This window comes from Streptomyces phaeolivaceus (assembly GCF_009184865.1).
Lineage (GTDB): Bacteria > Actinomycetota > Actinomycetes > Streptomycetales > Streptomycetaceae > Streptomyces > Streptomyces phaeolivaceus.
In genome coordinates, this window is sequence record NZ_CP045096.1 from 7,151,737 (window position 1) to 7,174,545 (window position 22,809).

General features: G+C 71.4%; 23 protein-coding genes, 1 pseudogene and 1 riboswitch. Of the genes and pseudogenes, 13 read left to right on the forward strand and 11 right to left on the reverse strand.

Annotated elements, in window-relative coordinates:
• Positions 1–22 precede the first annotated feature (22 nt).
• The 3 genes from rsgA to F9278_RS33150 form a co-directional block, all read right to left on the reverse strand.
• Positions 23–1,036 carry a ribosome small subunit-dependent GTPase A gene (gene rsgA, locus F9278_RS33140; RefSeq protein ID WP_152171583.1) on the reverse strand — a complete coding sequence of 338 codons (1,014 nt, stop codon included), beginning with the start codon at positions 1,034–1,036 and terminating at the stop codon, positions 23–25.
• Positions 1,037–1,052: 16 nt separating this feature from the next.
• Positions 1,053–2,384: a 3-phosphoshikimate 1-carboxyvinyltransferase gene (aroA, locus tag F9278_RS33145; protein WP_152171584.1), complete on the reverse strand. Its 1,332-nt coding sequence runs from the start codon at positions 2,382–2,384 to the stop codon at positions 1,053–1,055.
• 160 nt (positions 2,385–2,544) lie between these two features.
• Positions 2,545–3,267, reverse strand: a complete 723-nt coding sequence (locus F9278_RS33150; RefSeq protein WP_152171585.1) for a M50 family metallopeptidase — start codon at positions 3,265–3,267, stop codon at positions 2,545–2,547.
• A 105-nt stretch (positions 3,268–3,372) separates the two neighbouring features.
• On the opposite strand from F9278_RS33150, the gene F9278_RS33155 reads away from it, so the two are divergent.
• The 4 genes from F9278_RS33155 (at position 3,373) to rsrA (ending at position 6,085) form a co-directional block, all read left to right on the forward strand.
• Complete coding sequence (locus F9278_RS33155) at positions 3,373–4,188, forward strand: SOS response-associated peptidase (RefSeq protein WP_152171586.1); 816 nt, start codon at positions 3,373–3,375, stop codon at positions 4,186–4,188.
• Between the two features lies 1 nt (position 4,189).
• Entirely contained in the window at positions 4,190–4,837 is a 648-nt protein-coding gene (locus tag F9278_RS33160; protein WP_152171587.1) for an alpha/beta hydrolase family protein, read from the forward strand.
• A 268-nt stretch (positions 4,838–5,105) separates the two neighbouring features.
• On the forward strand, positions 5,106–5,777 hold the full coding sequence (gene sigR / locus F9278_RS33165; RefSeq protein WP_193242057.1) for an RNA polymerase sigma factor SigR: 672 nt from the start codon (positions 5,106–5,108) through the stop codon (positions 5,775–5,777).
• On the forward strand, positions 5,774–6,085 hold the full coding sequence (rsrA, locus tag F9278_RS33170) for a mycothiol system anti-sigma-R factor (RefSeq protein WP_152171588.1): 312 nt from the start codon (positions 5,774–5,776) through the stop codon (positions 6,083–6,085). Before sigR ends, rsrA begins: the two co-directional genes overlap by 4 nt.
• Positions 6,086–6,176: 91 nt before the next feature.
• Here rsrA and F9278_RS33175 read toward each other — a convergent pair whose 3' ends face one another.
• Positions 6,177–6,542 carry a hypothetical protein gene (locus F9278_RS33175; protein WP_152171589.1) on the reverse strand — a complete coding sequence of 122 codons (366 nt, stop codon included), beginning with the start codon at positions 6,540–6,542 and terminating at the stop codon, positions 6,177–6,179.
• A 196-nt stretch (positions 6,543–6,738) separates the two neighbouring features.
• On the opposite strand from F9278_RS33175, the gene F9278_RS33180 reads away from it, so the two are divergent.
• The 8 genes and pseudogenes from F9278_RS33180 (at position 6,739) to def (ending at position 13,860) form a co-directional block, all read left to right on the forward strand.
• Positions 6,739–7,080: a hypothetical protein gene (locus F9278_RS33180; RefSeq protein WP_152174278.1), complete on the forward strand. Its 342-nt coding sequence runs from the start codon at positions 6,739–6,741 to the stop codon at positions 7,078–7,080.
• Positions 7,077–7,913: a hypothetical protein gene (locus tag F9278_RS33185; RefSeq protein WP_152171590.1), complete on the forward strand. Its 837-nt coding sequence runs from the start codon at positions 7,077–7,079 to the stop codon at positions 7,911–7,913. The genes F9278_RS33180 and F9278_RS33185 overlap by 4 nt, the downstream gene beginning before the upstream one ends.
• Positions 7,913–8,431 carry a hypothetical protein gene (locus tag F9278_RS33190; RefSeq protein ID WP_152171591.1) on the forward strand — a complete coding sequence of 173 codons (519 nt, stop codon included), beginning with the start codon at positions 7,913–7,915 and terminating at the stop codon, positions 8,429–8,431. Before F9278_RS33185 ends, F9278_RS33190 begins: the two co-directional genes overlap by 1 nt.
• Before the next feature lie 53 nt (positions 8,432–8,484).
• Positions 8,485–8,874 (forward strand): roadblock/LC7 domain-containing protein, encoded by a 390-nt coding sequence (locus tag F9278_RS33195; RefSeq protein WP_152171592.1) that lies wholly within the window; start codon positions 8,485–8,487, stop codon positions 8,872–8,874.
• A 238-nt stretch (positions 8,875–9,112) separates the two neighbouring features.
• Positions 9,113–10,462, forward strand: a pseudogene (locus tag F9278_RS33200) (HD-GYP domain-containing protein); the annotation flags it as partial.
• 242 nt (positions 10,463–10,704) lie between these two features.
• A complete protein-coding gene (locus tag F9278_RS33205) occupies positions 10,705–11,934 on the forward strand; it encodes an HD-GYP domain-containing protein (protein ID WP_152171594.1) in 1,230 nt (409 codons plus the stop codon).
• A gap of 127 nt (positions 11,935–12,061) precedes the next feature.
• Positions 12,062–13,066, forward strand: a complete 1,005-nt coding sequence (locus tag F9278_RS33210) for a tetratricopeptide repeat protein (RefSeq protein ID WP_152171595.1) — start codon at positions 12,062–12,064, stop codon at positions 13,064–13,066.
• A gap of 143 nt (positions 13,067–13,209) precedes the next feature.
• A complete protein-coding gene (def, locus tag F9278_RS33215; RefSeq protein WP_152171596.1) occupies positions 13,210–13,860 on the forward strand; it encodes a peptide deformylase in 651 nt (216 codons plus the stop codon).
• A gap of 33 nt (positions 13,861–13,893) precedes the next feature.
• Here the strand turns inward: def and F9278_RS33220 are convergent, their stop codons facing one another.
• On the reverse strand, positions 13,894–14,856 hold the full coding sequence (locus F9278_RS33220; RefSeq protein ID WP_152171597.1) for a GlxA family transcriptional regulator: 963 nt from the start codon (positions 14,854–14,856) through the stop codon (positions 13,894–13,896).
• A 93-nt stretch (positions 14,857–14,949) separates the two neighbouring features.
• Here F9278_RS33220 and F9278_RS33225 point away from each other — a divergent pair, with 93 nt between their 5' ends.
• On the forward strand, positions 14,950–15,171 hold the full coding sequence (locus F9278_RS33225) for a hypothetical protein (RefSeq protein WP_152171598.1): 222 nt from the start codon (positions 14,950–14,952) through the stop codon (positions 15,169–15,171).
• Positions 15,172–15,182: 11 nt separating this feature from the next.
• Here the strand turns inward: F9278_RS33225 and F9278_RS33230 are convergent, their stop codons facing one another.
• From F9278_RS33230 to F9278_RS33255, 6 genes are all read right to left on the reverse strand, one after another.
• Positions 15,183–16,193 carry a ribonucleotide-diphosphate reductase subunit beta gene (locus F9278_RS33230; RefSeq protein WP_152171599.1) on the reverse strand — a complete coding sequence of 337 codons (1,011 nt, stop codon included), beginning with the start codon at positions 16,191–16,193 and terminating at the stop codon, positions 15,183–15,185.
• On the reverse strand, positions 16,193–18,604 hold the full coding sequence (locus tag F9278_RS33235; RefSeq protein WP_152171600.1) for a ribonucleoside-diphosphate reductase subunit alpha: 2,412 nt from the start codon (positions 18,602–18,604) through the stop codon (positions 16,193–16,195). Before F9278_RS33235 ends, F9278_RS33230 begins: the two co-directional genes overlap by 1 nt.
• 123 nt (positions 18,605–18,727) lie before the next feature.
• A riboswitch (cobalamin riboswitch) is annotated at positions 18,728–18,863 on the reverse strand.
• A 63-nt stretch (positions 18,864–18,926) separates the two neighbouring features.
• Positions 18,927–19,433 (reverse strand): GNAT family N-acetyltransferase, encoded by a 507-nt coding sequence (locus tag F9278_RS33240; RefSeq protein ID WP_152171601.1) that lies wholly within the window; start codon positions 19,431–19,433, stop codon positions 18,927–18,929.
• Between the two features lie 147 nt (positions 19,434–19,580).
• Positions 19,581–20,570 (reverse strand): nucleoside hydrolase, encoded by a 990-nt coding sequence (locus F9278_RS33245; protein WP_152171602.1) that lies wholly within the window; start codon positions 20,568–20,570, stop codon positions 19,581–19,583.
• Between the two features lie 202 nt (positions 20,571–20,772).
• Positions 20,773–22,401, reverse strand: coding sequence for a monocarboxylate uptake permease MctP (gene mctP / locus F9278_RS33250; RefSeq protein WP_193241744.1), 1,629 nt, complete (start codon positions 22,399–22,401; stop codon positions 20,773–20,775).
• On the reverse strand, positions 22,398–22,685 hold the full coding sequence (locus F9278_RS33255; protein WP_152171604.1) for a DUF3311 domain-containing protein: 288 nt from the start codon (positions 22,683–22,685) through the stop codon (positions 22,398–22,400). Before F9278_RS33255 ends, mctP begins: the two co-directional genes overlap by 4 nt.
• Positions 22,686–22,809 lie beyond the last annotated feature (124 nt).

Below are 22,809 nucleotides of genomic sequence, written 5' to 3' on the forward strand. Positions count from 1 at the left end.
GGGGGCGCAAACAACGCGGAGGTCAGTCGCCTTCCCGTCGTTCGCGTGTCGCGAGGAGCCTGCGCAGAGAGTAAAGGCGGGCCGGGTCCGCGTGTCCGTCCGCCACCCACTGGTCCAGCGCGCAGTCCTGCTCGTCGTGACTGCACGCGCGCGGACAGCCCTCCGTGCCCGGCACCAGGTCCGGGAACGCGTTGATGACCCGGGACGGGTCGATGTGGGCGAGCCCGAAGGAGCGTACGCCGGGGGTGTCCACCACCCAGCCGCCGTCCGAGTCCGCGAGGGGGAGGGCCAGTGCCGAGGTCGTGGTGTGCCGGCCCCGGCCCGTCACCGCGTTGACATGGCCCGTCGACCGGCGCAGGTCCTCCGGGACCAGTGCGTTGACCAGGGTCGTCTTGCCGACGCCCGAGTGGCCCACGAACGCCGTGACCTTGCCGTCGAGGTGTTCGCGTACCCGGCCGGCGGCGTCGCCCGCCTCCAGCTCCTGGCGGCTCGTCACCACATGGGGGATGTCCAGGTGACCGTAGAGCTCCAGGAGTTTGTCGGGGGAGGCCAGATCCGACTTGGTCATGACCAGCAGGGGGGTGAGGCCGCCGTCGTAGGCCGCCACCAGGCAGCGGTCGATCAGCCGGGGGCGGGGCTCGGGGTCGGCGAGGGCCGTGACGATGGCGAGCTGGTCGGCGTTGGCGACGACGACGCGCTCGTACGGGTCGTCGTCGTCGGCCGTGCGGCGCAGCACCGACGCACGGTCGGCGATGCGGACGATCCGCGCGAGGGTGTCCTTCTTGCCGGAGAGGTCGCCGACCAGGGCGACGGTGTCGCCGACGACGGCCGCCTTCCGGCCCAGTTCACGGGCCTTCATCGCCATCACCACACGGTCCTCGACCAGACAGGTCAGCCGGCCGCGGTCGACGGTGAGGACCATGCCCTCGGCGGCGTCCTCGTGCTTCGGGCGGATGTGCGTACGGGGACGGTTGCCCTTGCGGTTCGGGCGGCTGCGGATGTCGTCCTCGTCGGTGTGCTTGCCGTAACGGCGCATGATCCCGGTCCGCCCGTCAGTTCTTCCCGAGCATCCCGGCCCACAGTTCGGTGAAGTCGGGCAGGGTCTTGGCCGTCGTCGCCACGTTCTCGATCCGTACGCCCTCCACGGCCAGGCCGATGATCGCACCGGCGGTGGCCATGCGGTGGTCGTCGTAGGTGTGGAAGTCACCGCCGTGCAGCGGGCGCGGGCGGATGTGGAGGCCGTCGGCGGTCTCGGTGACATCGCCGCCGAGTTCGTTGATCTCCTTGGTGAGCGCGGCCAGGCGGTCCGTCTCGTGGAGACGGAGGTGGGCGACGCCGCGCAGGGTCGAGGGGGAGTCGGCCAGGGCGGCGACCGCCGCGATGCCGGGGGTCAGTTCGCCGACCTCGCCGAGGTCCACGTCGATGCCGTGGATCGCGCCCGAACCGGTGAACACCAGTCCGTACTCCGTCAGTTCGCAGATGCCGCCCATCTCCGTGAAGATCTCGCGGAGCTGGTCACCGGGCTGGGTGGTGCGCGCGGGCCAGTCGGGGACGACGATCTTGCCGCCGGTCACCAGGGCCGCCGCGAGGAACGGCTGGGCGTTGGAGAGATCCGGCTCGATCGTCAGGTCGCGGCCCAGCAGGGCGCCCGGTGTGACCCGCCAGACGTTCGGCTCGCCGCCCGACTCCGGGGTGTCCACCTGCGCGCCGACCGAGCGCAGCATGTCGACCGTCATCCGGATGTGCGGGAGGGAGGGGAGCGTCGCGCCGATGTGGCGGACCTCGACGCCCTGGTTGAAGCGGGGGGCCGAGAGCAGGAGGGCGCTCACGAACTGCGAGGACGAGGACGCGTCGATCGCCACCGGGCCGCCGTCGAGGGCGCCGCCGCCGTGCACCGTCAGCGGGAGGGCGCCCCGGCCGTCGTCGTCGATCCGGGCGCCGAGGACGCGCAGGGCGTCGATCACGCCGTTCAGCGGGCGCTCGTAGGAGCGGGGGTCGCCGTCGAAGCGGATGGGGCCGTCGGCGAGGGCGGCGACCGGGGGGAGGAAGCGCATGACCGTGCCGGCGTTGCCGACGTCCACCGTGGCCGGGCCGTGCAGACCGGTGGGCAGCACGCGCCAGGCCTCGCCGGAGCCGCCCGCGCCGGACGAACTGGAGGAGACGGTCTCCTCGATGCCGACGCCCATCGCGCGCAGCGCCGCCGCCATCAGGAGGGTGTCGCGGGAGCGGAGGGGGCGGCGCAGCCAGCCTGGCTCGCTCGCGAGGGCGGCGAGGACGAGGGCGCGGTTGGTGACCGACTTGGACCCCGGGACGTGGACCGTCGCGTCGACGGCTCCGCTCGCGGTGGGGGCGGGCCAGAGGGCGGGCTGTGCGTTCAGGGCCATGCGGCCACTTTAGTAGGGGTTCGCCCAAGGGGGTGCCTCGTGATCGCCGTGGGCGGGCGCGGGTCCGGTGGGGCTTCTCGCGCCCACGCGGCGGAGCCGCAAATCGATACGCCCGCGCCCCTTCAGGGGCGCGCACCTCGACCCCGGACTTTGAACGTTCTCAGAGGTTCAGGAGCCATCGGCCGCCGCCCATCAGGGCGCACAGCGACACCACGTGGAACATCACGAGCCAGACCGTCGCCGGGAGGTGGGTCAGGCGGGAGAGCTGGTCGGCGTCGGAGTCGCCGGCGCCGCCGCGCCTGCGCTTGGCCTGGAGTTCGAAGGCCGGGCGTACGCCGCCGAGAAGGAGGAACCAGACGACCGCGTAGGCGAAAGCGGCCTGTACCTGGGGGCCCGCCAGCCAGGAGACGACGACGAAGGTGCCGCCGGTGAGGAGCACGGTCAGGGCGCCGTAGGCGTTGCGGATCATCACCAGCATCGCGACCAGCAGGATCGTGGAGAGCCAGAGGAGGAGGGTGATGCGGCCGGAGCCGAGGAGGGCGGCGCCGCCGAGGCCGAGGAGCGGGGGCGCGGTGTAGCCGGCGGCGGCGGTGAGGATCATGCCGAGGCCGGTGGGCTTGCCGCGGCTGACCGTGAGCCCGCTGGTGTCGGAGTGCAGCCGGATGCCGGTGAGGGTGCGGCCGGTGAGCAGCGCGATCAGTCCGTGGCCGCCCTCGTGCGCGATGGTGATGGCGTTGCGCGAGAGCCGCCAGACGCCGTGCGGGACGATCGCCGCGAGGGCGGCGACGGCGGTGGCTATGACCACCCAGAGGTCGGGGTCGGGCTGGGTGCCGAAGACCTCGTCCCACAGGGAGGCCAGCGAGGTGGCTGCGGTGCTTTCCATGTTCTGCGGTGGCTCCTCGGGGTCGCGGTCCACAGGGGCTGGCGCGGAGCGCCATCGTCGGGTGGTGGTGGTCGGGTGACGGGTGGGCCTGGCAGTGTGGCACTTATGTGCGGACGGTATGCGTCGAGTCGTAGGCCCGAGGATCTCGCAGGAATCTTTGAGATCGAGAAGTGGGAGCCGGAGGAGACCCTGGAGCCGGATTACAACGTCGCTCCGACCAAAGAGGTCCACGCGGTGCTCGACCGCCCTCTGAAGGACGCCGACGACAAGAAGCCGGTTCGCCAGTTGCGGAAGCTGAAGTGGGGTCTGGTCCCTTCCTGGTCCAAGAGCCCCGAGGGCGCCGCCCGGATGATCAACGCCCGTGCGGAGACCGTGCACGAGAAGCCGTCGTTCCGCCGGGCCTTCGCCACCCGGCGGTGCATCCTGCCCGCCGACGGCTATTTCGAGTGGGTCACCGGCAAGGGGGAGCGCGATCTGGAGGTCGAGGGGAAGAAGAAGCGCCCGCGCAAGCAGCCGTACTTCGTGCTCCCGGCGGACGGGTCGGTCTTCGCGATGGCCGGGCTGTACGAGTTCTGGCGGGACCGGACCCTCCCGGACGACCACCCGGGGGCCTGGTGGGTCACCTGCTCGGTGATCACGACGGAGGCCGAGACGACCCCGCTGGCGGTGGCCCCCGCCGACGGCCCGCACGCGTTGGCCGAGATCCATCCCCGGATGCCCCTGATGCTCACGCCCGACCGCTGGGACGGTTGGCTCGATCCGGCCCGTACGGACCTCGACGACCTGCGCGGGCTGCTCGCACCGCCGCCCACCGGGCTGATGCGCGCCTACCCGGTCTCCACGGCCGTCAGCAACGTCCGCAACAACAGCCCGGAGCTGCTGACGGAGCTGGAGGGGCCCGAGGAGGGCACACTCTTCTGACGTGACCGGGATCGAGGCAGCAGTGAGGGAAGAGATCGACACCGAGGCCGGGACGGCCCGTGTCGGCTGGTACGAGGCCGCGCGGCCGAATTTCGTCCTAGCCGTCTCCCATGGCGCCGGTGGCGGGATCGAGGCGCGTGATCTTCAGGCCCTCGCCGCGGTGCTCCCGGCGCACGGGGTGACCGTCGCGCTGGTGGAGCAGCCGTGGCGGGTGGCCGGGAAGAAGCTGGCGCCCGCGCCGAGGACGCTGGACGTGGGCTGGCGGGGGCTGTGGCCCGCGGTGGCGAAGCCGGGGCTGCCGGTGATCGCGGGCGGGCGCAGCGCCGGTGCCCGGGTGGCCTGCCGTACGGCGACGGAGCTGGGCGCGGCGGCCGTACTGGCGCTGAGCTTTCCGCTGCATCCGCCGGGGAAGCCGGAGAAGTCGCGGGCGGACGAGCTGCTCGGGGCCGGGGTGCCCACGCTCGTCGTCCAGGGCGGGAACGATCCGTTCGGGCGGCCCGAGGAGTTCCCGGAGGGCTCGTACGGGCTCGTGGAGGTGCCGTACGGCGATCACGGGTTCGTGGTGCCGAAGCGGGCGCCCCTCGGGCAGGAGGAGGCTCTCTCGGTGATCACCGACGGTGTCGTGGAGTGGATCGCGTCACTCGGATGACGGGCCGGGCGGCGGCCGGGAATGCGGAGCGGCGGGCCTCTGTTGTGCGGATCAGACAGCGCGAAAGAGCGTGCTGACCGCCGTAGGAGAGGAAGTCCGCCGCATGGGTTCGACCTATTGCCCGAGCCGTAGCAGCCGCGCTGACCTGGACTGGACGGTGCTGCACGCGGCCAAGAGCGGCCCTGTACGGGCGGCGGCGGGCATGGATCGTCGTCTATCCTCCGATTCTGGTGGTACCGGTTTCGGTATCGCACAGACGCTGGAGGAGGTGGGTCCGGTCACTGGGACCGACGCAGGGACCGAACGGGGCCAGGCGGAGCAGCCCGAGGGCACCGAGACCGCCGCGGAGCGCAGTGCCCGTTTCGAGCGGGACGCTCTGGAATTCCTCGACCAGATGTACTCGGCCGCGCTGCGGATGACGCGCAACCCGGCCGACGCCGAGGACCTGGTGCAGGAGACGTACGCGAAGGCGTACGCGTCCTTCCACCAGTTCCGCGAGGGCACCAATCTCAAGGCCTGGCTGTACCGCATCCTCACGAACACCTTCATCAACTCGTACCGCAAGAAGCAGCGCGAACCCCAGCGCTCGGCGGCCGAGGAGATCGAGGACTGGCAGCTGGCGCGCGCCGAGTCGCACATGTCGACCGGGCTGCGCTCCGCCGAGTCGCAGGCGCTCGATCACCTGCCCGACTCGGATGTGAAGGAAGCGCTGCAGGCGATCCCCGAGGAGTTCCGCATCGCCGTCTATCTCGCCGATGTCGAGGGCTTTGCGTACAAGGAGATCGCCGACATCATGGGGACACCCATCGGTACGGTGATGTCCCGGCTGCACCGGGGCCGCCGTCAACTGCGCGGCATGCTCGAGGACTACGCCCGTGACCGAGGGCTCGTCCCGGCGGGCGCGGGAGAGTCGAACGAAGCGAAAGGCTCGGGCTCATGAGCTGCGGAGAGCCGCATGAGACGGATTGCAGCGAAATCCTCGATCATCTCTACGAGTTTCTCGACCGGGAGATGCCCGACTCCGACTGCACCAAGTTCGAGCACCACTTCGAGGAGTGCTCGCCCTGCCTGGAGAAGTACGGGCTCGAACAGGCCGTCAAGAAGCTGGTGAAGCGGTGCTGTGGGCAGGACGACGTGCCCACCGATCTGCGGGCCAAGGTGATGGGCAGGATCGATCTGATCCGGTCGGGACAGACCGTTCCCGAGCATGATGTGACAGCTTCGCCGGTCGCACCGCAGGAGAGCTGAAGCTGACGCACGACTGAGCCCGTTCCGGGGACGGCCGCCCAGCCGTCCCCGGAACGGGCTCAGTCGCGCGCGGAGCGGTGCCGGAACGGGCTCAGACCTCCAGGCCGTTCTCGATGCGCTTCAGGCCGTGCCGGGCCAGTGCCAGGTTGCTGCGGGAGCGGTCCAGCGCGAGGTAGAGGAAGAGCGAGCCCTTGCTGCTGGTCAGCGGGCGGATCAGGTGGTACTGCCGGCCCAGGGTGATCAGGATGTCCTCGATCACGTCGTTCATGTCCAGCGAGGCCAGCGTGCGCATCTTGGAGCGCACGACCTCGGTGTTCCCGGCCGCCGCGAGTTCCAGGTCGAGGCCCTGTCCGCCGCCGAGGGTACCGAGCGACATACCGCTCTCGTAGTCGACCAGCGCGACACCGATCGCACCGTCGAGGGTCATGGCTTCCTTGAGCGCGGTCTCGATGTTCATATTGCTGCCCCAATTCCTCAGTGCTGCTGACCGGTCACTGTCCGGCCAACTACGATCGAACGCGAGTGACCCACCGGTCACAAACATCAACTTTTCTGTGTGTTTCGGAAGTTGGCGTTCAAGGTACTGTGCGGCGCGTGAACGTGGAGGGCGAATGGGGGGACTTGAGGAAAGGAAGCCCGCGCTCCAGGCCTCCCTGGACCGGCTTCTCGACTCTCCCGGCGTCACCGGCGTGGCCCTCGTCGACGCGGTCACGGGCCTGACCTACGCCGTGGCCGGCGACGCCGCCCAGGCGGGGACGGGGGCGGAGAGCTCCGATCTCGCCACCCTCATCTCCGAGCGGCTCGGCGCGGCCGGGGCCCAGGGGGAGTTGGAGAGCGTGGTCATGACCAGCAGAAGGCGCCATCAGGTGCTGCTCCGCGTGGACCGGTCGGCCGGCGACCCGCTGCTGCTGGCGGCCGGTCTCGACCGCGACCGGGCGAACGTGGCCCTGGCGCTGCGCAGCCTCGGCGACCGGGCCCGAGAGGTGCTGGCGTGAAGACACCCTCGGCACGCAATGTGCCCGCGCTGCTGCAGGCACTGCACCAGGAGGGCTACACCGGTACCGTGCGGGTCTCCGGTTCCCCTGGTGGCACGATTCACCTGCGGGACGGTCTCATCGGCGCGATCGAGACACCGGGCGCGCCGACCGCGACGACCGCGTTGCTCGCCTCGGGCCGCATCGACGACGACGCCTGGCTCGCGGCCTGCGCGGCCGAACCCGACGCCGACCGGCTCGGTCCGCGCCTGGCGACCGACGGCCTGATCGGCGCCGCCGAACTGGAGGTCGTCTGTACGGCGGCGGTGTTCGACGGGGCCTTCGCGATGGCGCTCAGCCCGCCCGGCGGCTGGGAACTGGCCGAACGCCAACCCACTTTGCTCGCCCGGCCCGGTGTCGAGCCGAGGCCGCTGGCCGAGGAGATCACCCGCCGCATGGCGCTGCTGACCCGGCTGTGGGGCCCCGCGGGCGAACTCGCCCGCGCCCGGCCCCGATCGGCCACCGGCCGCGGCACCCCGGAATCCGACGGCCGGCTGACCCGACGCCACCGCGACCTGGTCGAGAGCGCCAACGGCCGCCGTACCCCGCGTGACATCGCCTTCGCCCGGGGGCGCGGCCTCTACGCGGTGATGCTCGACCTCATTCGGCTGGCATCGCTCCAGGCCGTCCATTGGGAGACCGGGACCGCGCCCGACGGTCGGCCCGGCACCGCGCCCCGGATCCCCCAGGGACAGCCGGCATCCGACGAAACGTCACCGAGAGCCGGTCCCCTGCCCAGACGCAGGCCCGGTGGAGGCTCTCCCATCGGAGACCTCGGAGCGAAGGACGGGTAGTGAGCCCCGACAAAGACCCGGCCCGCAAGCGCCGCATACGCAGCAAGGCCGCCCGCCTCCGACGGCGTTCGGTCCCCAGAGCCGCCGCGGACGAGCGCCCGGTCCCGCCCGCCGAACCCCCGACGCCCGCCGAGAACCCACCGCCTGCCGATCACCCGCCACCCGCCCAAACCCCACCGCTCGTCGCGCCTGTCCCCACGATCGCGGCCCGGCCGCCGTCCACCGAGCCCGGTGGCGCGACTGCCGCACAGCCACCGTCCACCCCGTCCCGCGCCGATGACGGTGGCGCCGCCGCGGGACCGCCGCCGTTACCCGTACGGGGTGCCGCACCCGCACCCGCTCCCGGGAACGCCGGGGACGACACGTCGGACAACCCGGCCGTGCCGCCCCCCTTCCCACCCCTGTCCCTGCTGTCGGCCGAGGAACTCCTCGCCGACCAACCCTCCGTCGACATGCTGCGGCGGGTCCGCCGCGGGCTGCGGGCCCTCCCCGAGTCCGATGGGCACCTGTCCGATTGAACCGCTCGGACCGCACCACCACCGCAGAAGTCTGGACCAAGGAGCACGTCCCCATGACCGCACACGCATCGACCGAATCGCTGACGGACATCCTGGCCTCGCTGCGTGACCGGGTGATGGGCGTCTCCGAGAGTGTCCTGTCCACCGTGGACGGGCTCCTCGTCGTCGCCGACGTCGACAAGGTCCACCCCGAGTCCGTCGCCGCGCTCGCCGCCGCCACCCTCGGCGTCGGCCGCCGCATGGCCGACCAGTCCGGCGCCGGCGCGCTCCGTGAGGTCGTCGTCCGGTGCGGCGCCGGCCATGTCATCGTCGTCGCCGTCGGCGAACGCACCCTGCTGACCGTCATGGGCGACGACGGCCTCGACATCGCCGCCTTCCAGCGCGAGTCCCCGGCGACCGTGGAACAGCTCGGCAAGGTGCTCGCCGCGGACGTGGCGAACTGAGCGGCGCGAGGGGGCGCGGGCTCCGACCGTCGGATCCTGTCGCCCGCCGTCGGATCCCGTCGCCGGTGTCCCTCCTCGGGCGGCGGTGCCGTCCTGGGCGTCCGCACGGGTGCCTTCCCCGGTGGTCTTCACTCGAAGGGGTTAATCCGGCCGTCGTGGCCCCATGGATTCATCCGTAGCCGTCCCCGCCCGCTCCGGCCCGTCCTAGGCTCCGGAGCCTGGACTCGGGAGGGGTGCCATGGGGTCGGTGCCGGCAGGGGCACGTGTGTACGTCGCCTGTGCCGCCCTCGGCGCCCTCGCCTGTCTTTCCCCGCTGCCGGACGTCCGCGTCCCGTGGGGCGCGGTGGCCCTGCTCGCCGCGCTGTACGCCGGGTGCGAGCAGATCACCCGGTGCCCGTTCATGGGCCACCGGGCCCCCAGGGGCATGGGCACCTTCTTCCCGGTGCTGCTCGCCGGGGCCTTCCTGCTGCCGGTGCCCGCCGCCGCGCTCGTGGCCGTGCCGGGAGCGCTGCTCTCCCGGGTCGAGCAGCGCCCGCGAGCGCTGCGCCGGATCTGGCGCGCGGCCCGACTCGTGCTCGCGGTATGGGCCGCCGCACGGGTCCACGAGGCGCTCGGCGGCCGGGACGTGCTCGGTGCCGGGGAGACGGTCGGGACGGTCGCCGGCCCCGACTTCCCGTACGCGCTGCTGCCCGCCGGGGCCGCCGCACTGGTGTTCTGCGCGGTGCTCACCCTCCTCGACGGCGGCATTCTGGCGCTCGCCGAGCGGGTCCCCGCGCGCGGCGCCTGGAAGGGGCTCTTCCTGCGGTCGTCGGCGCCCGTCACCGTGCACGGGCTCGCCGGGCTGATGATGGCCGTGCTGTGGCGCAGCCCGTACGGGTCGCTCGCCGCGCTGCTCGTGCTGCTGCCGATGTACGTGTCCTGCTGGGTGTTCGCGCAGTACCACCGGGAGCGGGTCGCGCACCGGGCGACCATCCGCGCGCTCGTGCAGGCCGTCGACATCAAGGACGGCTACACGCGCGGACACAGCGAGCGGGTCGGGCAGGCGTCCCTGCTGATCGCGCGCGAGCTGGGCATGGACGACGAGCGGGCCGAGGTCCTCCGGTTCGCCGGGATCCTGCACGACGTGGGGAAGCTGGGGGTGCCCACGCGGCTGCTGCGCAAGGACGGGCCGTTGACTCCCGAGGAACGGCGGGTCATCGAACTGCACCCCGAGTACGGCCACGAGATCGTGCGCGGGATCTCCTTCCTCGGGGAGGCCCGTGCGGCGGTCCTGCACCACCATGAGCGACTGGACGGCAGCGGGTACCCCTACGGGCTGGCCGGCGGCCAGATCCCCGAGTTCGCCCGGGTCGTGGCCGTCGCGGACGCCTTCGACGCCATGACCTCCACCCGCTCCTACCGGCGGGCCCGCCCCGTCGCCGCCGCGCTGGCCGAACTGGACCGGTGCGCGGGGGCGCAGTTCGACCCCGTCATGGTGGCCGCGCTGGCGCGGGCCCTCGGCCGACACGGCTGGCGTCCGACGGTGACCGCGGACACCTGCGGAAACGTACCGCCGCATGGGCCGCCTGGGCCGCTCGGGGCCGGCCGGGGAGCGGGGGAGACGGGAACCGGGCGGGCGGACGAGGCTTCGGCGGACGAGGTGCGGGTCGACAAGGGGCTCCTGGACAAGTGGCGCCCCGACAAGGCGCGGGCGGAGGCCGATGTGCCGTACGGGGCCGGTGCGGAGGCCAGGGCGGAGGCCGGTGCAGGGAGTGGCGCCGGTGCGGGGCGGGCCGCTCGGGCTGACGGGGAGCGTGCGCGAGGGGTGCGACCGGCCGGGAAGCGGGCACCGTGAGGCTGCTTCCCGGGCTTCGTCGGGCCGCGCTCCTCCTCTCCCTCCTCGGCCTCGCCCACACGCTCTGGCATGGGCTCGACGAACCCGGTGTCGCACTCGCGTTCGGGCTGCTCATGGTGGTGGGGGAGCTGTCGCGAGGGCGTGGGGTCCAGGGGCGGGAGGCCGCGCCGCTCGGGGCCGCCGGCGCGCTCGCGTACGCGCTGCTGGGGGAGAACGACGGCCGGCCGACGGGACACGGGGTGCTCCAGGTCGTCGCCGTCGTCGTCGCGGCGGCGCTGCTGGGCTGTGTGCCGCACGTGGCGAGGGGATGCGGGTCCACCGTCGATCACCTCACCCGGCGGGTGCTCACCGCCGCCTTCGCCGCCCTCTGTTTCCAGCCGCTGTACAACCGGGGCAGGCTGCTGGAGTGGAGCGGCCCCTCCTATGTACTGCTGCTCGTCGCGCTGCTCGTCGTGACCGCGCTGTGCGACGCCGTGCTGGCGGCGGCCATGGCCCACTCCCGGACCCGGTGGCCGTTCGGCCCGCTGCTGAGGGACGAACTGCGGGCGCTGCCGGGCATCGGGGCGGCGGTGTGCGCGACCGGGGTCGTCATGGCGCTCGCGGTCGGTGTCGTCGGACTGTGGGCACTGCCGGTCTTCTCCCTGCCCCTCCTTCTCGCCCAACTGTCGTTCCGGCGGTACGCGGCCGTGCGGACCACCTACCGGCAGACCATCGCCTCGCTCGCGCGGGCCACCGAGATCGCCGGGTACACCCCGGCCGGGCACGCCCGGCGGGTGGCCGTGCTCAGCCGAGAGGTGGGCCGCGAGCTGGGCCTCGGCGAATCGGACCTGACCGTGCTGGAGTACGCGGCGCTGATGCACGACATAGGCCAACTGAGCCTCGTCGACCCCGTACCGGGCGGTGCGACGGCCGGGCTCCCGGCGGCCGAGCAGCGCCGGATCGCGCTGCTGGGCGGCGCGGTCGTACGGCAGACCGGGGTGGACGCCGAGGTCGCCGTGGTGGTGGAGCGCCAGGCGGATCCGTACCGTGAACAGCCGGTGGGCGCGAGGATCGTGCGGGCCGTGAACGCATACGAGGAGAAGGTCCGGGAAGCAGGGCCCGGAGGACCGCTCAGGGCGCTGGCGGAACTGCGGCTGGGAACGGCCCGGGACTATCACCCGGAGGTGGTCGAATCGCTCGCGAGGGTACTGTCGAGAGACTGTCTGACCTTGCCCGAGGTGGGGTAACCCATGGGTAATGAGCGGCCCTCCATCCGGTCGTGGTTGGATGCGAGGGAGAGGGTGTACCGGGGGCGACGGCCAGCCCACTCCGACGGAACTGGCAGGCGGGAACCGTAACTGGCAGGCGGGAATCGTGAGGATCTTCGGCAAGGGACGGCATCGGCCCTCCGCCTCTTGGCGGCAGGCCACCGATCGTGCGTTCACGCTGATCGGTGACGGTCGGTACGAGGACGCGGGCGCGCTGTTGACACGTGCCGCGGACCTGGAGCCGTGGCTGTCCGAGTCCTGGTTCAACCTCGCGCTGCTGCACAAGTTCCGGCACGACTGGGAGCAGGCGCGGGCGGCCGGGCTGCGGGCCGTCGCGCTGCTCGACCGGGAGACCGGGGCGCCCGACTGGTGGAACGTGGGCATCGCCGCGACCGCGTTGCAGGACTGGCCGCTGGCCCGCCGGGCCTGGCAGGCGTACGGGCTGCGGGTGCCCGGAGGCGCGTCCCGGCCGAAGCCCGGGGGGGCCGGGGACACCGGGGAGCCGGTGGGCATGGACCTCGGCAGCGCGGCCGTACGGCTCTCGCCGGAGGGTGAGGCCGAGGTCGTGTGGGGGCGGCGGCTCGACCCCGCCCGGATCGAGGTCCTCTCCATTCCGCTGCCGTCGTCCGGGCGCCGCTGGGGCGAGGTCGTCCTGCACGACGGGGTGCCGCACGGGGAGCGGACCACGGCCATGGGGCACGCGTATCCGGTGTTCGACGAGATCGAGTTGTGGGCGCCGTCTCCCGTGCCGACGTGGGTGGTGCTCCTTGAGGCCGCGACCGAGGCGGACCGGGACGCGCTGGAGCGGCTCGCGGCGGACGCGGGGTTCGCGGCGGAGGACTGGTCGTCGTCGGTGCGATTGCTGTGCCGGCTGTGCTCGGAGTCGCGGATGCCGTCGGACGAGGGCGACGGGGAGCATCTGGATCCGCACGATCACAGTGAGCCGGGGCATCCCGGGCCGCTGGGGCATGTGACGGACGGGCAGTTGTGGGCGCCGGAGCGGGAGTGCGGGGTGGCTGCGCCGGCCTCGCTGGTTCGGGGGTTGCTGGACGGGTGGGTGGCGGACAGTCCCGATTCTCGTGATTGGCGGGATCTGGAAGAGGTTTGTTAGCGGGCTCGCGGTTCGTTTTTCGGCCGCGGGCTCGGTGGGGCTTCTCGCGCAGTTCCCCGCGCCCCCGAAAGACGGGGCGCGCTCCCCGTACCCTGTATCAGCAACTTCACCGCTTGTTGTTTTGAGGAAGGCGTACGTCTGTCATGGCCCAGCAGGACACCGATCAGCAGCACGTGGGCGTGCTCCCCGTCGATGACGAGGGGTTCGTCGTCGACACGGAGGACTGCGAGGAGCGCGAGCAGGCGTACCGGGAGCGTGGCACGTCCCTGCCGATCACCGTGGTCGGGAACCCGGTGCTGCACAAGGAGTGCAAGGACGTCACCGAGTTCGGCGACGAACTGGCGAAGCTGGTGGACGACATGTTCGCCAGCCAGCACACGGCGGAGGGCGTGGGTCTCGCCGCGAACCAGGTCGGCGTCGACCTCAAGGTGTTCGTGTACGACTGCCCGGACGACGAGGGCAAGCGGCACACCGGTGTGATCTGCAACCCCAAGCTGGTCGAACTGCCCGCCGGGACACGCCGGTTGGACGACAGCAACGAGGGCTGTCTGTCGGTTCCGACCGCGTACATGCCGCTCGCCCGCCCCGACTACGCCGAGGTCACCGGGCAGGACGAGAAGGGCAACCCGATCAAGGTGCGCGGCACCGGCTACTTCGCGCGCTGCCTCCAGCACGAGACCGATCACCTGTACGGCTACCTGTACATCGACCGGCTCTCCAAGCGCGATCGCAAGGACGCGCTGCGGCAGATGGCCGAGAACGAGCCCCGCTACCCCGTGGTCGCCAACGACTGAGCCGCCCCGCCGGGCGCGCCGACCGGGCCGCCCTCAGGCGGCCTCCGGGCCCCGGAAGGTCCGGCGGTAGGTCTGCGGGGTCGTGCCGAGCGACCGTACGAACTGATGGCGCAGGGCGGCGGCGGTGCCGAAGCCGGTGCGCCAGGCGATCGCGTCCACCGTCTCGTCCGTCGCCTCCAGCAACCGCTGGGCCAGCAGCACCCGTTGACGCAGGATCCAGCGGTACGGCGTGGTCCCGGTCTCCTGCTGGAAGCGGCGGGCGAACGTGCGCGGGGACATGTGCGCGCGGGCGGCGAGCTGCTCGACGGTGACCTCCTCGTCGAGGTGCTGCTCCATCCACACGAGCACCTCGCCGACCGTGTCGCACTGCGAGCGGGGCAGCGGTCGCTCGATGTACTGGGCCTGGCCGCCGTCGCGGTGCGGCGGCACCACCATCCGCCGGGCGATCTTGTTGGCGACCTCCGGGCCCTGCTCCTTGCGGACGATGTGCAGACAGGCGTCGATACCGGCCGCCGTACCCGCCGAGGTGATCACCGGGTCCGCGTCCACGTACAGCACGTCCGGTTCGACGACCGCCCGTGGATACTGCCGGGCCAGCTCCTCGGCGTGCCGCCAGTGCACCGCGCACGGCCGCCCGTCCAGCAGACCGGCGGCGCCGAGCACGAACACCCCCGAGCACACGCTCAGCACCCGGGCGCCCCGGTCGGCGGCCCGGCGCAGCGCGTCCAGCAGGTCGGCCGGGTAAATCCGGTGCACATAGCTGTCACCCGCCGGTACGACCACCAGATCGGCCTCTTCGAGCCGGTCCAGGCCGTACGAGGTGGAGACGGTGAACCCGGCGTGCGTCCGCAGGGTCGGGCCCTCCGCCGACGCGACCGCGAAGTCGTACACCGGCAGGCCCTCGTCGCTGCGGTCGAGCCCGAAGACCTCGCTGACGACACCCAGCTCGAAGGGATGGACTCCGTCCAGGACGATGGCCGCGACGTTTTTCAGCATGCTGCCAGTGTGCCTCGGATGTGGCAGGAATTCGAGGGGGTGCGGCAGTCCTGCCACTGTTTGTCAGGGGCGTTCGGCGCGACAGTGGTGTCCATGGATACGACACAGCTGCAAGGACTCATCGGAATGCTGGCCGTTCTCGGACTGCTCGCCCTGGTCGCGCTGCCGGCGATCATCGGCGTCGTGCACGACCGACGGATCGACCGGCAGCTCAGGGAGGCGCCGGCACGTACCGCCGCCCGGGACGGCGCCGCCCCGGAGCGGCACGTCCGCACCACCTCCGGGCACGGACACCGTGCCGCCCGAGCCGCCTGATCCAGGGTGGCTCAGAAGTCCTCGTCCAGGTCGACGGTGCCCTCCACCGCCACCTGGTACGCGGACGGACGCCGCTCGAAGAAGTTGGTCAGCTCCTGGACACCCTGCAGCTCCATGAAGGAGAACGGGTTCTCCGAGCCGTAGATCGGGGCGAAGCCGAGGCGGGTGAGGCGCTGGTCGGCCACACACTCCAGGTACTGCCGCATCGACTCGGTGTTCATGCCCGGCAGACCTTCACCGCACAGGTCGCGCCCGAACTGCAGCTCGGCCTCGACGGCCTCCTTGAGCATGTCCGTGACCTGCTGCTGGAGCAGGTCGTCGAAGAGCTCCGGCTCCTCCTTGCGGACGGTGTCCACCACCTCGAAGGCGAAGGACATGTGCATCGTCTCGTCGCGGAACACCCAGTTGGTGCCCGTGGCCAGGCCGTGCAGCAGACCCCGGCTGCGGAACCAGTAGACGTACGCGAAGGCGCCGTAGAAGAACAGGCCCTCGATGCACGCGGCGAAGCAGATCAGGTTGAGCAGGAAGCGACGGCGGTCGGCCTGGGTCCGCAGGCTCTCCAGCTTCTCGACCTCGTTGATCCACTTGAAGCAGAACTCGGCCTTCTCCCGGATGGACGGGATGCTCTCCACCGCGTCGAAGGCGGCGGCCCTGTCCTCCGGGTCGGGCAGATAGGTGTCGAGCAGCGTCAGATAGAACTGGACGTGCACGGCCTCCTCGAAGAGCTGACGGCTCAGATACAGCCGCGCCTCGGGGGAGTTGATGTGCTTGTAGAGGGTCAGCACGAGGTTGTTCGCCACGATCGAGTCGCCCGTCGCGAAGAACGCGACCAGCCGGCCGATCATGTGCTGCTCTCCCTCGGAGAGCTTCGCCAGGTCGGCGATGTCCGAGTGGAGGTCGACCTCCTCGACGGTCCAGGTGTTCTTGATCGCGTCCCGGTAGCGCTCGTAGAAGTCCGGGTAGCGCATCGGGCGGAGAGTCAGCTCGAAGCCGGGGTCGAGCAGGTTCTGGTTGCTGGGCATTACTGGCAGGCCTCGCAGGACTCGGGGTTCTCAAGGGAGCAGGCGACCGCATCCGGGTCGGCCGACTGCTGGACGGGGATGGTCTTCTCGGGCTGGGCCGAGGTCTGCTCCCGGGCCCGGCCCTGGGCCGCGCGGGCGATCCGGGTCGCCGGGCGGGAACGCAGGTAGTAGGTGGTCTTCAGACCCGACTTCCAGGCGTACGAGTACATCGAGGAGAGCTTGCCGATGGTCGGCGTCTCCAGGAACAGGTTCAGCGACTGGGCCTGGTCCAGATACGGGGTGCGCGCGGCGGCCATGTCGATCAGGCCGCGCTGCGGGATCTCCCAGGCCGTGCGGTACAGGTCGCGGACGTCCTGCGGCACCCAGGTGAAGCCCTGCACCGAGCCGTTGGACTCGCGCAGCGCCTCCCGGGTCTGCGCGTCCCACACCCCGAGCTGCTTCAACTCGGCCACCAGGTACGAGTTGACCTGGAGGAACTCGCCGGACAGCGTCTCGCGCTTGAACAGGTTGGACACCTGCGGCTCGATGCACTCGTACACACCGGCGATCGAGGCGATGGTGGCCGTCGGCGCGATGGCGAGGAGCAGGGAGTTGCGCATGCCCGTGGTCGCGACACGCTCGCGCAGGGCCGCCCAGCGCTCCGGCCAGGTGAACTCGACGCCGTAGTGGTCGGGGTGCAGCACCCCGCGGGCCGTACGGGTCTTCTCCCAGGCCGGCAGCGGGCCGTTGCGCTCGGCGAGGTCGGCGGAGGCCTCGTACGCGGCGAGCATGATCCGCTCGGCGATCCGCGTGGACAGCGCCTTCGCCTCGGGGGAGTCGAAGGGCAGACGCAGCTGGAAGAAGACGTCCTGGAGGCCCATCGCGCCGAGGCCGACCGGCCGCCACTTGGCGTTGGAGCGGCCCGCCTGCTCGGTCGGGTAGAAGTTGATGTCGACGACGCGGTCGAGGAAGGTGACGGCGGTACGGACGGTCTCGTCCAGCCGCTCCCAGTCCAGGTCGCCCGTCGTCAGGTCGACGAAGGCACCCAGGTTCACCGAGCCCAGGTTGCAGACCGCGGTCTCCCCGTCGTCCGTGACCTCCAGGATCTCCGTGCAGAGGTTGGAGGAGTGGACGACATGGCCCGGCTCGGCCGTCTGGTTGGCCGTGCGGTTGGCCGCGTCCTTGAAGGTCATCCAGCCGTTGCCGGTCTGTGCGAGGGTGCGCATCATGCGGCCGTACAGCTCGCGGGCCGGGATGGTCTTCTTCGCCAGGCCGTCGCCCTCCGCCTTGCGGTACGCGGCGTCGAACTCCGCGCCCCACAGGTCGACCAGCTCGGGCACGTCGGACGGGGAGAACAGCGACCACGGCTCGTCGGCGTTCACCCGGCGCATGAACTCGTCCGGGATCCAGTGCGCCAGGTTCAGATTGTGCGTACGCCGGGCGTCCTCACCGGTGTTGTCGCGCAGCTCCAGGAACTCCTCGATGTCGGAGTGCCAGGTCTCCAGGTAGACCGCGGCTGCGCCCTTGCGCCGCCCGCCCTGGTTCACCGCGGCGACCGAGGCGTCCAGTGTCTTCAGGAACGGCACGATGCCGTTGGAGTGCCCGTTGGTGCCCCGGATCAGCGAACCGCGCGAGCGGATACGGGAGTACGACAGACCGATGCCGCCGGCGTGCTTCGAGAGGCGGGCCACCTGGTGGTAGCGGTCGTAGATGGAGTCCAGCTCGTCCAGCGGGGAGTCGAGGAGGTAGCAGGACGACATCTGGGGGTGTCGCGTACCGGAGTTGAAGAGGGTGGGGGAGGAGGGGAGGTAGTCGAGGCGGCTCATGAGCCGGTAGAGCGCGGCGACCTCGTCCATGGCGCGCGGGGTCTCGTCCTCGGCGAGGCCGGCGGCGACGCGCAGCATGAAGTGCTGGGGCGTCTCGATGACCTTGCGGGTGATCGGGTGCCGGAGCAGATAGCGGCTGTGCAGGGTGCGCAGACCGAAGTAGCCGAAGCGGTCGTCGCCCGCCGGGTCGATCAGGGTGTCGAGACGCCCGGCGTGCGCCTGGGCGAACTCCGCGGTGCGGTCGGCGACCAGACCCTCCCGCCGGCCCACCGTGATGGACTCGGTGAACGTCGTGACGCCCTGCGAGGCGGCCTCGGCGCGGATGCCGATGGCCAGCAGTCGGGCGGCCAGCTTCGAGTAGGCGGGGTCCTCGGAGATGAGGCCCGCGGCGGCCTCGGTGGCCAGCTCGCGCAGCTCCGCCTCGTCGGCCCGCGCCGACCGGCCGCGCAGGGCGGCGGCGGCGACCCGGCCGGGGTCGGCGTCGGGGAGGTCGACGGTCAGCTCGGTCAGGGTCCGCAGCAACGCGGTACCGGGACCGTCGGTCTCCGTCGCCGGGGTGGCTGAAGCCGGTTCGGCTGAAACCGGGTCGGCTGGCGCGATGGTCACGTGGGGCTCTCCCTCGCTCGGCAAGGGGCCTTGCGGAGGGCAGGCGGCAGCACACGAGCGCACGGCGGCGTCGCGTCCACCGGCCCATTCCACGAGGCCCGGACGTCAGGCACCCGGACCGGTCGGCCGGGCGCGCTGTCGGCAGGTGTTCGGACTGAACAGGCGTGCGCAAATGGAGAGGTACGCACGCGAGTACACCGTTGCGGGACAGTTCCGGATTCGCACCGGATTCCCCTGCGGCGACAGCGAGCATGAGCATACATCTAGTGCCGGGGCGCGGTGTCACCCCCACATGTTGTGTCGCAATCGACTTCGCAGGGTGTCAGAGCGTCAACTCATAGGTGATCAGCGTGAGGTCGAGGAGGTCGGGGAAGGGGTTCCAGTCGCGCTCCGGTGTGCGGGTGAAGCCCAGGCGTTCGTAGACGCGGTGGGCCGCGTGCATGCTCCGTTGGGTCGACAGCACGACGCGCGCACAGCCCTCCACGGTCCGGGCCCGCTCCAGACAGGCCCGCACGAGGGCCTCGCCGACACCCCGGCCGCGCGCCGACGGGGCGACCGCGAGCATCCGTATCTCGGCCTCTCCTGTACGGGCGATGTCGGCCATGGGGCCGCCCGCCGGGACGAAGGTCACACCGCCGAGCACCCGGTCGTCCGCCACGGCCACGAGCACATCGGCCGCCGCCGCCCGCTTCGCGACGTCCCGCAGCTCACCGAGGTACGCGTCGCTCTCCCCGAAGTCCAGCAGTCCGTCGCCGAGGTAGGCCTGCGCGGTGATCTCGCCGAGGGCGGCGTACTCGTCGGGAGCCGCTCGCCTGATCGTGATGTCCATGCGTCGCAGTCTGCATCAGGGGCGACTTCACGTGACCGGGGTTTTCCACAGGCGCCGTCGTTCATCGGATGATCGGCCCGAGTGGGCCGGGACAGGGCAGGGGGCGGGACAGAGCAGGGTGGGGTGGGGCGGGGTGGGGCAGGGCGTTCAGGTCGTCGTCGGCCATCGCGGCAGCGTCGCCACGAAGTCCTGGCTGAAGTCGCGGGTGCCCGGACCCAGGGCGACACGGCCGGTGGTGCGGAGGCGGGCCGTCAGGGCGGGGGACTCGGGGTAGTGGACGCGCCCGGCGGCGGCCGGTACGAACACGGTCTGGCCGCGCGTGAGTTCGCTCGCGCACTCCACGACGACGGCCCCGTCGGCGGCCTTGACGAACGCCTCGTCGCCGCAGACGCCCACGGCCAGCGGATCGTGCAGCGGGCAGGTGCCGTCGCCGCCGTGCCGGGTGTAGGCGTCCATGTACGTGCGCATCAGCCGGGCGGCCAGCGCCGTGCCCGGACCCGCGGCCTCCAGCGCGGCGAGGTCGGCGGGGCGGAAGAGCCAGCGGTGCGAGGCGTCCAGGTCGACCATGGTGAACGGGATGCCGGAGGAGAGCACGATCTCGGCGGCGTCCGGGTCGGCCCAGATGTTGAACTCGGCGACGGGGGTGATGTTGCCGGGGACCTGGGCGGCGCCGCCCATGAACACGAACCTGTGGACGCGGCGGGCGAATTGGGGGTCCTCCAGCAGGGCGATGGCCACGTTCGTGAGCGGGCCGGTGGCGCACACCGTCAGCTCGCCCTCGTACTCCCGGGAGAGGCGCAGCAGGGTCTGCGCGGACGACGCCGTGGGGTGCGGGGCCGTCGAGTCGGGGAGGGCCTCGTCGCCCAGGCCTGCCGGGCCGTGGAAGGCGGATGCCTCGCGGTAGGGGAGGCGGGAGAGGGGGCGGCCGGCGCCTCTGTGCACGGGGATGTCGGTGTCTATGCGGAGGGCTCTCGCCAGGGCGCGGGCGTTGGTGTACGTCCCCTCGGCGGGGAGGTTGCCCCCGACCGAGGTGTACGCCTTGAGGTCCCACAGACCGGTGCCCAGGAGGTACTGGAGGGCTACGGCGTCGTCTATGCCGGGGTCGCTGTCGAGGACGATCGGTGCGCGAGCGGTCACCGGTTCAGCGTAGTCGGGGTGCGTTGCCGGGTGCGGGTCCGGTGGGGCTTCTCGCGCGGTTCCCCGCGCCCCCGAAGAGCCGGGGCTGCGCCCCGTGCTCTTCGGGCCGAAAAAGCAGGGCGCAGCCCCGCTTTTTCAGGGGCGCGGGGAACCGCGCGACCAGCCCCCACTCACCCGCACCCGACAACGCACCCCCCGGCTCCTAGTGACTCGCCCCCGCCGTCGCCGGTGGCAGGTCCGTGCGGACGCCCGGGTCGCCCGCGTCGGCCGTGTAGTCCTCGGGGCGGGTCTCGTCGATACCGTCGGGGACCTTCGCGGCGCGGAGGACGAAGGTGAGGACGACGGTGACCACGGCGTTGAGGACGAACGCGGTCAGGCCGATGTAGCCGATCTCGCCGATGCCGGGGATCTCCGCCGAGGAGCCGCCGAAGTGCTTCTGCGTCGGTGAGGCCACCCCGTACGCGGCGATCGTCCCGTACAGCATGCCGACCGCCCAGCCCGCGAGGAGCGCCCAGCGGTGGCACCAGCGGGTGAACAGGCCGCCGACCAGGGCCGGGAAGGTCTGCAGGATCCAGATGCCGCCCAGGAGCTGGAAGTTGATGGCGACCGTCTTGTCCATGGTGAGGACGAAGGCCAGCGCGCCCACCTTCACCAGCAGGGACACCAGCTTGGAGACCTTGGTCTCCTGCGCGGGCGTGGCGTCCGGCTTGATGAAGTCCTTGTAGATGTTGCGGGTGAACAGGTTCGCCGCCGCGATGGACATGATCGCCGCCGGCACCAGCGCGCCGATGCCGATGGCCGCGAAGGCGACGCCCGCGAACCAGTCCGGGAACATCGTCTCGAACAGCTGTGGGATCGCCAACTGGCCGTTCTGCACCTGGATCCCGGCCGCGATCGCCATGAAGCCCAGCAGTGCCAGCAGGCCCAGCATGAGGGAGTACAGGGGGAGGATCGTGGTGTTGCGGCGGATCACCTCGCGGCTCCGGGACGACAGCGTCGCCGTGATGGAGTGCGGGTACATGAAGAGCGCCAGCGCCGAGCCGAGGGCCAGCGTCGCGTACGTCCACTGGTTGGCGTCACCGGGGACGAGGGAGCCGCGCGGCTTGTCCGTCGCCGGGTTGGTCTGGCCGTACGCCTCGCCCGCCTTGGCGAAGATGTCGTCGAAGCCGCCGAGCTTGATCGGGATGTAGATGATCGCCACCGCGATGACGAGGTAGATCAGCGTGTCCTTCACGAACGCGATCAGCGCGGGCGCCCGCAGGCCGGAGGAGTAGGTGTAGGCCGCCAGCACGCCGAACGCGATCAGCAGCGGCAGGTCCTTGATGAACCAGTTGGTGTCCTCGCCGCCGCCCACGCCCATCACGTCCAGCACGGCCTGGATGCCGACGAGTTGGAGGGCGATGTAGGGCATCGTCGCGAGGATGCCGGTCAGGGCGACCGCCAGCGACAGGCCCTTCGAGCCGAAGCGGCCCCGCACGAAGTCCGAGGTCGTCACATAGCCGTGCTTGTGCGAGACCGACCACAGGCGGGGCAGGAACGTGAAGATCAGCGGGTAGACGAGGATCGTGTACGGCACCGCGAAGAACCCGGCCGCGCCCGCCGCGTAGATCGCCGCGGGGACGGCGACGAAGGTGTACGCCGTGTAGAGGTCACCGCCGAGCAGGAACCAGGTGACCCAGGTGCCGAACGACCGGCCGCCGAGGCCCCATTCGTCGAGGCTGTTCTCGTTCTCGGCCTTGCGCCAGCGCGCGGCCAGGAAGCCCATGACCGTGACGGCCAGGAAGAAGAAGATGAAGACGGCGAGTGCCACGCCGTTCACGCCGTCCTTCACTGTGCGGCACCCCCACCCTTGCTCTCGGACTGGCGGGTGCGCTGGTCACGCTGCCACAGGACGTACGCGGTGGCGGTGAGCGCCGTGGAGATGAGCACCCAGGCCATCTGGTACCAGTAGAAGAAGGGGATGCCGATGAACGCCGGGTCCGTCCTGGCGTAGGAGCCGACCCAGAGCATCGCCACGAACGGGGCGAGCAGACACAGGGCGATGACCACCCTGACAGGTGTCACCACCGGTGCCGCCGGTGCCCCCGGCGGTCTCACTTCAGGCGTTTCTGGCATGTCCCGACTCCGTCCCCTCGCTGATCACCTGCTTAACGCGCAGGAAATCTAAGGGACGCGTTCCGTCGTACGGAACCCCCTGTCCGGATATCGGATGCGGAGGTTGTGTGTTCAGCGGCGGTGT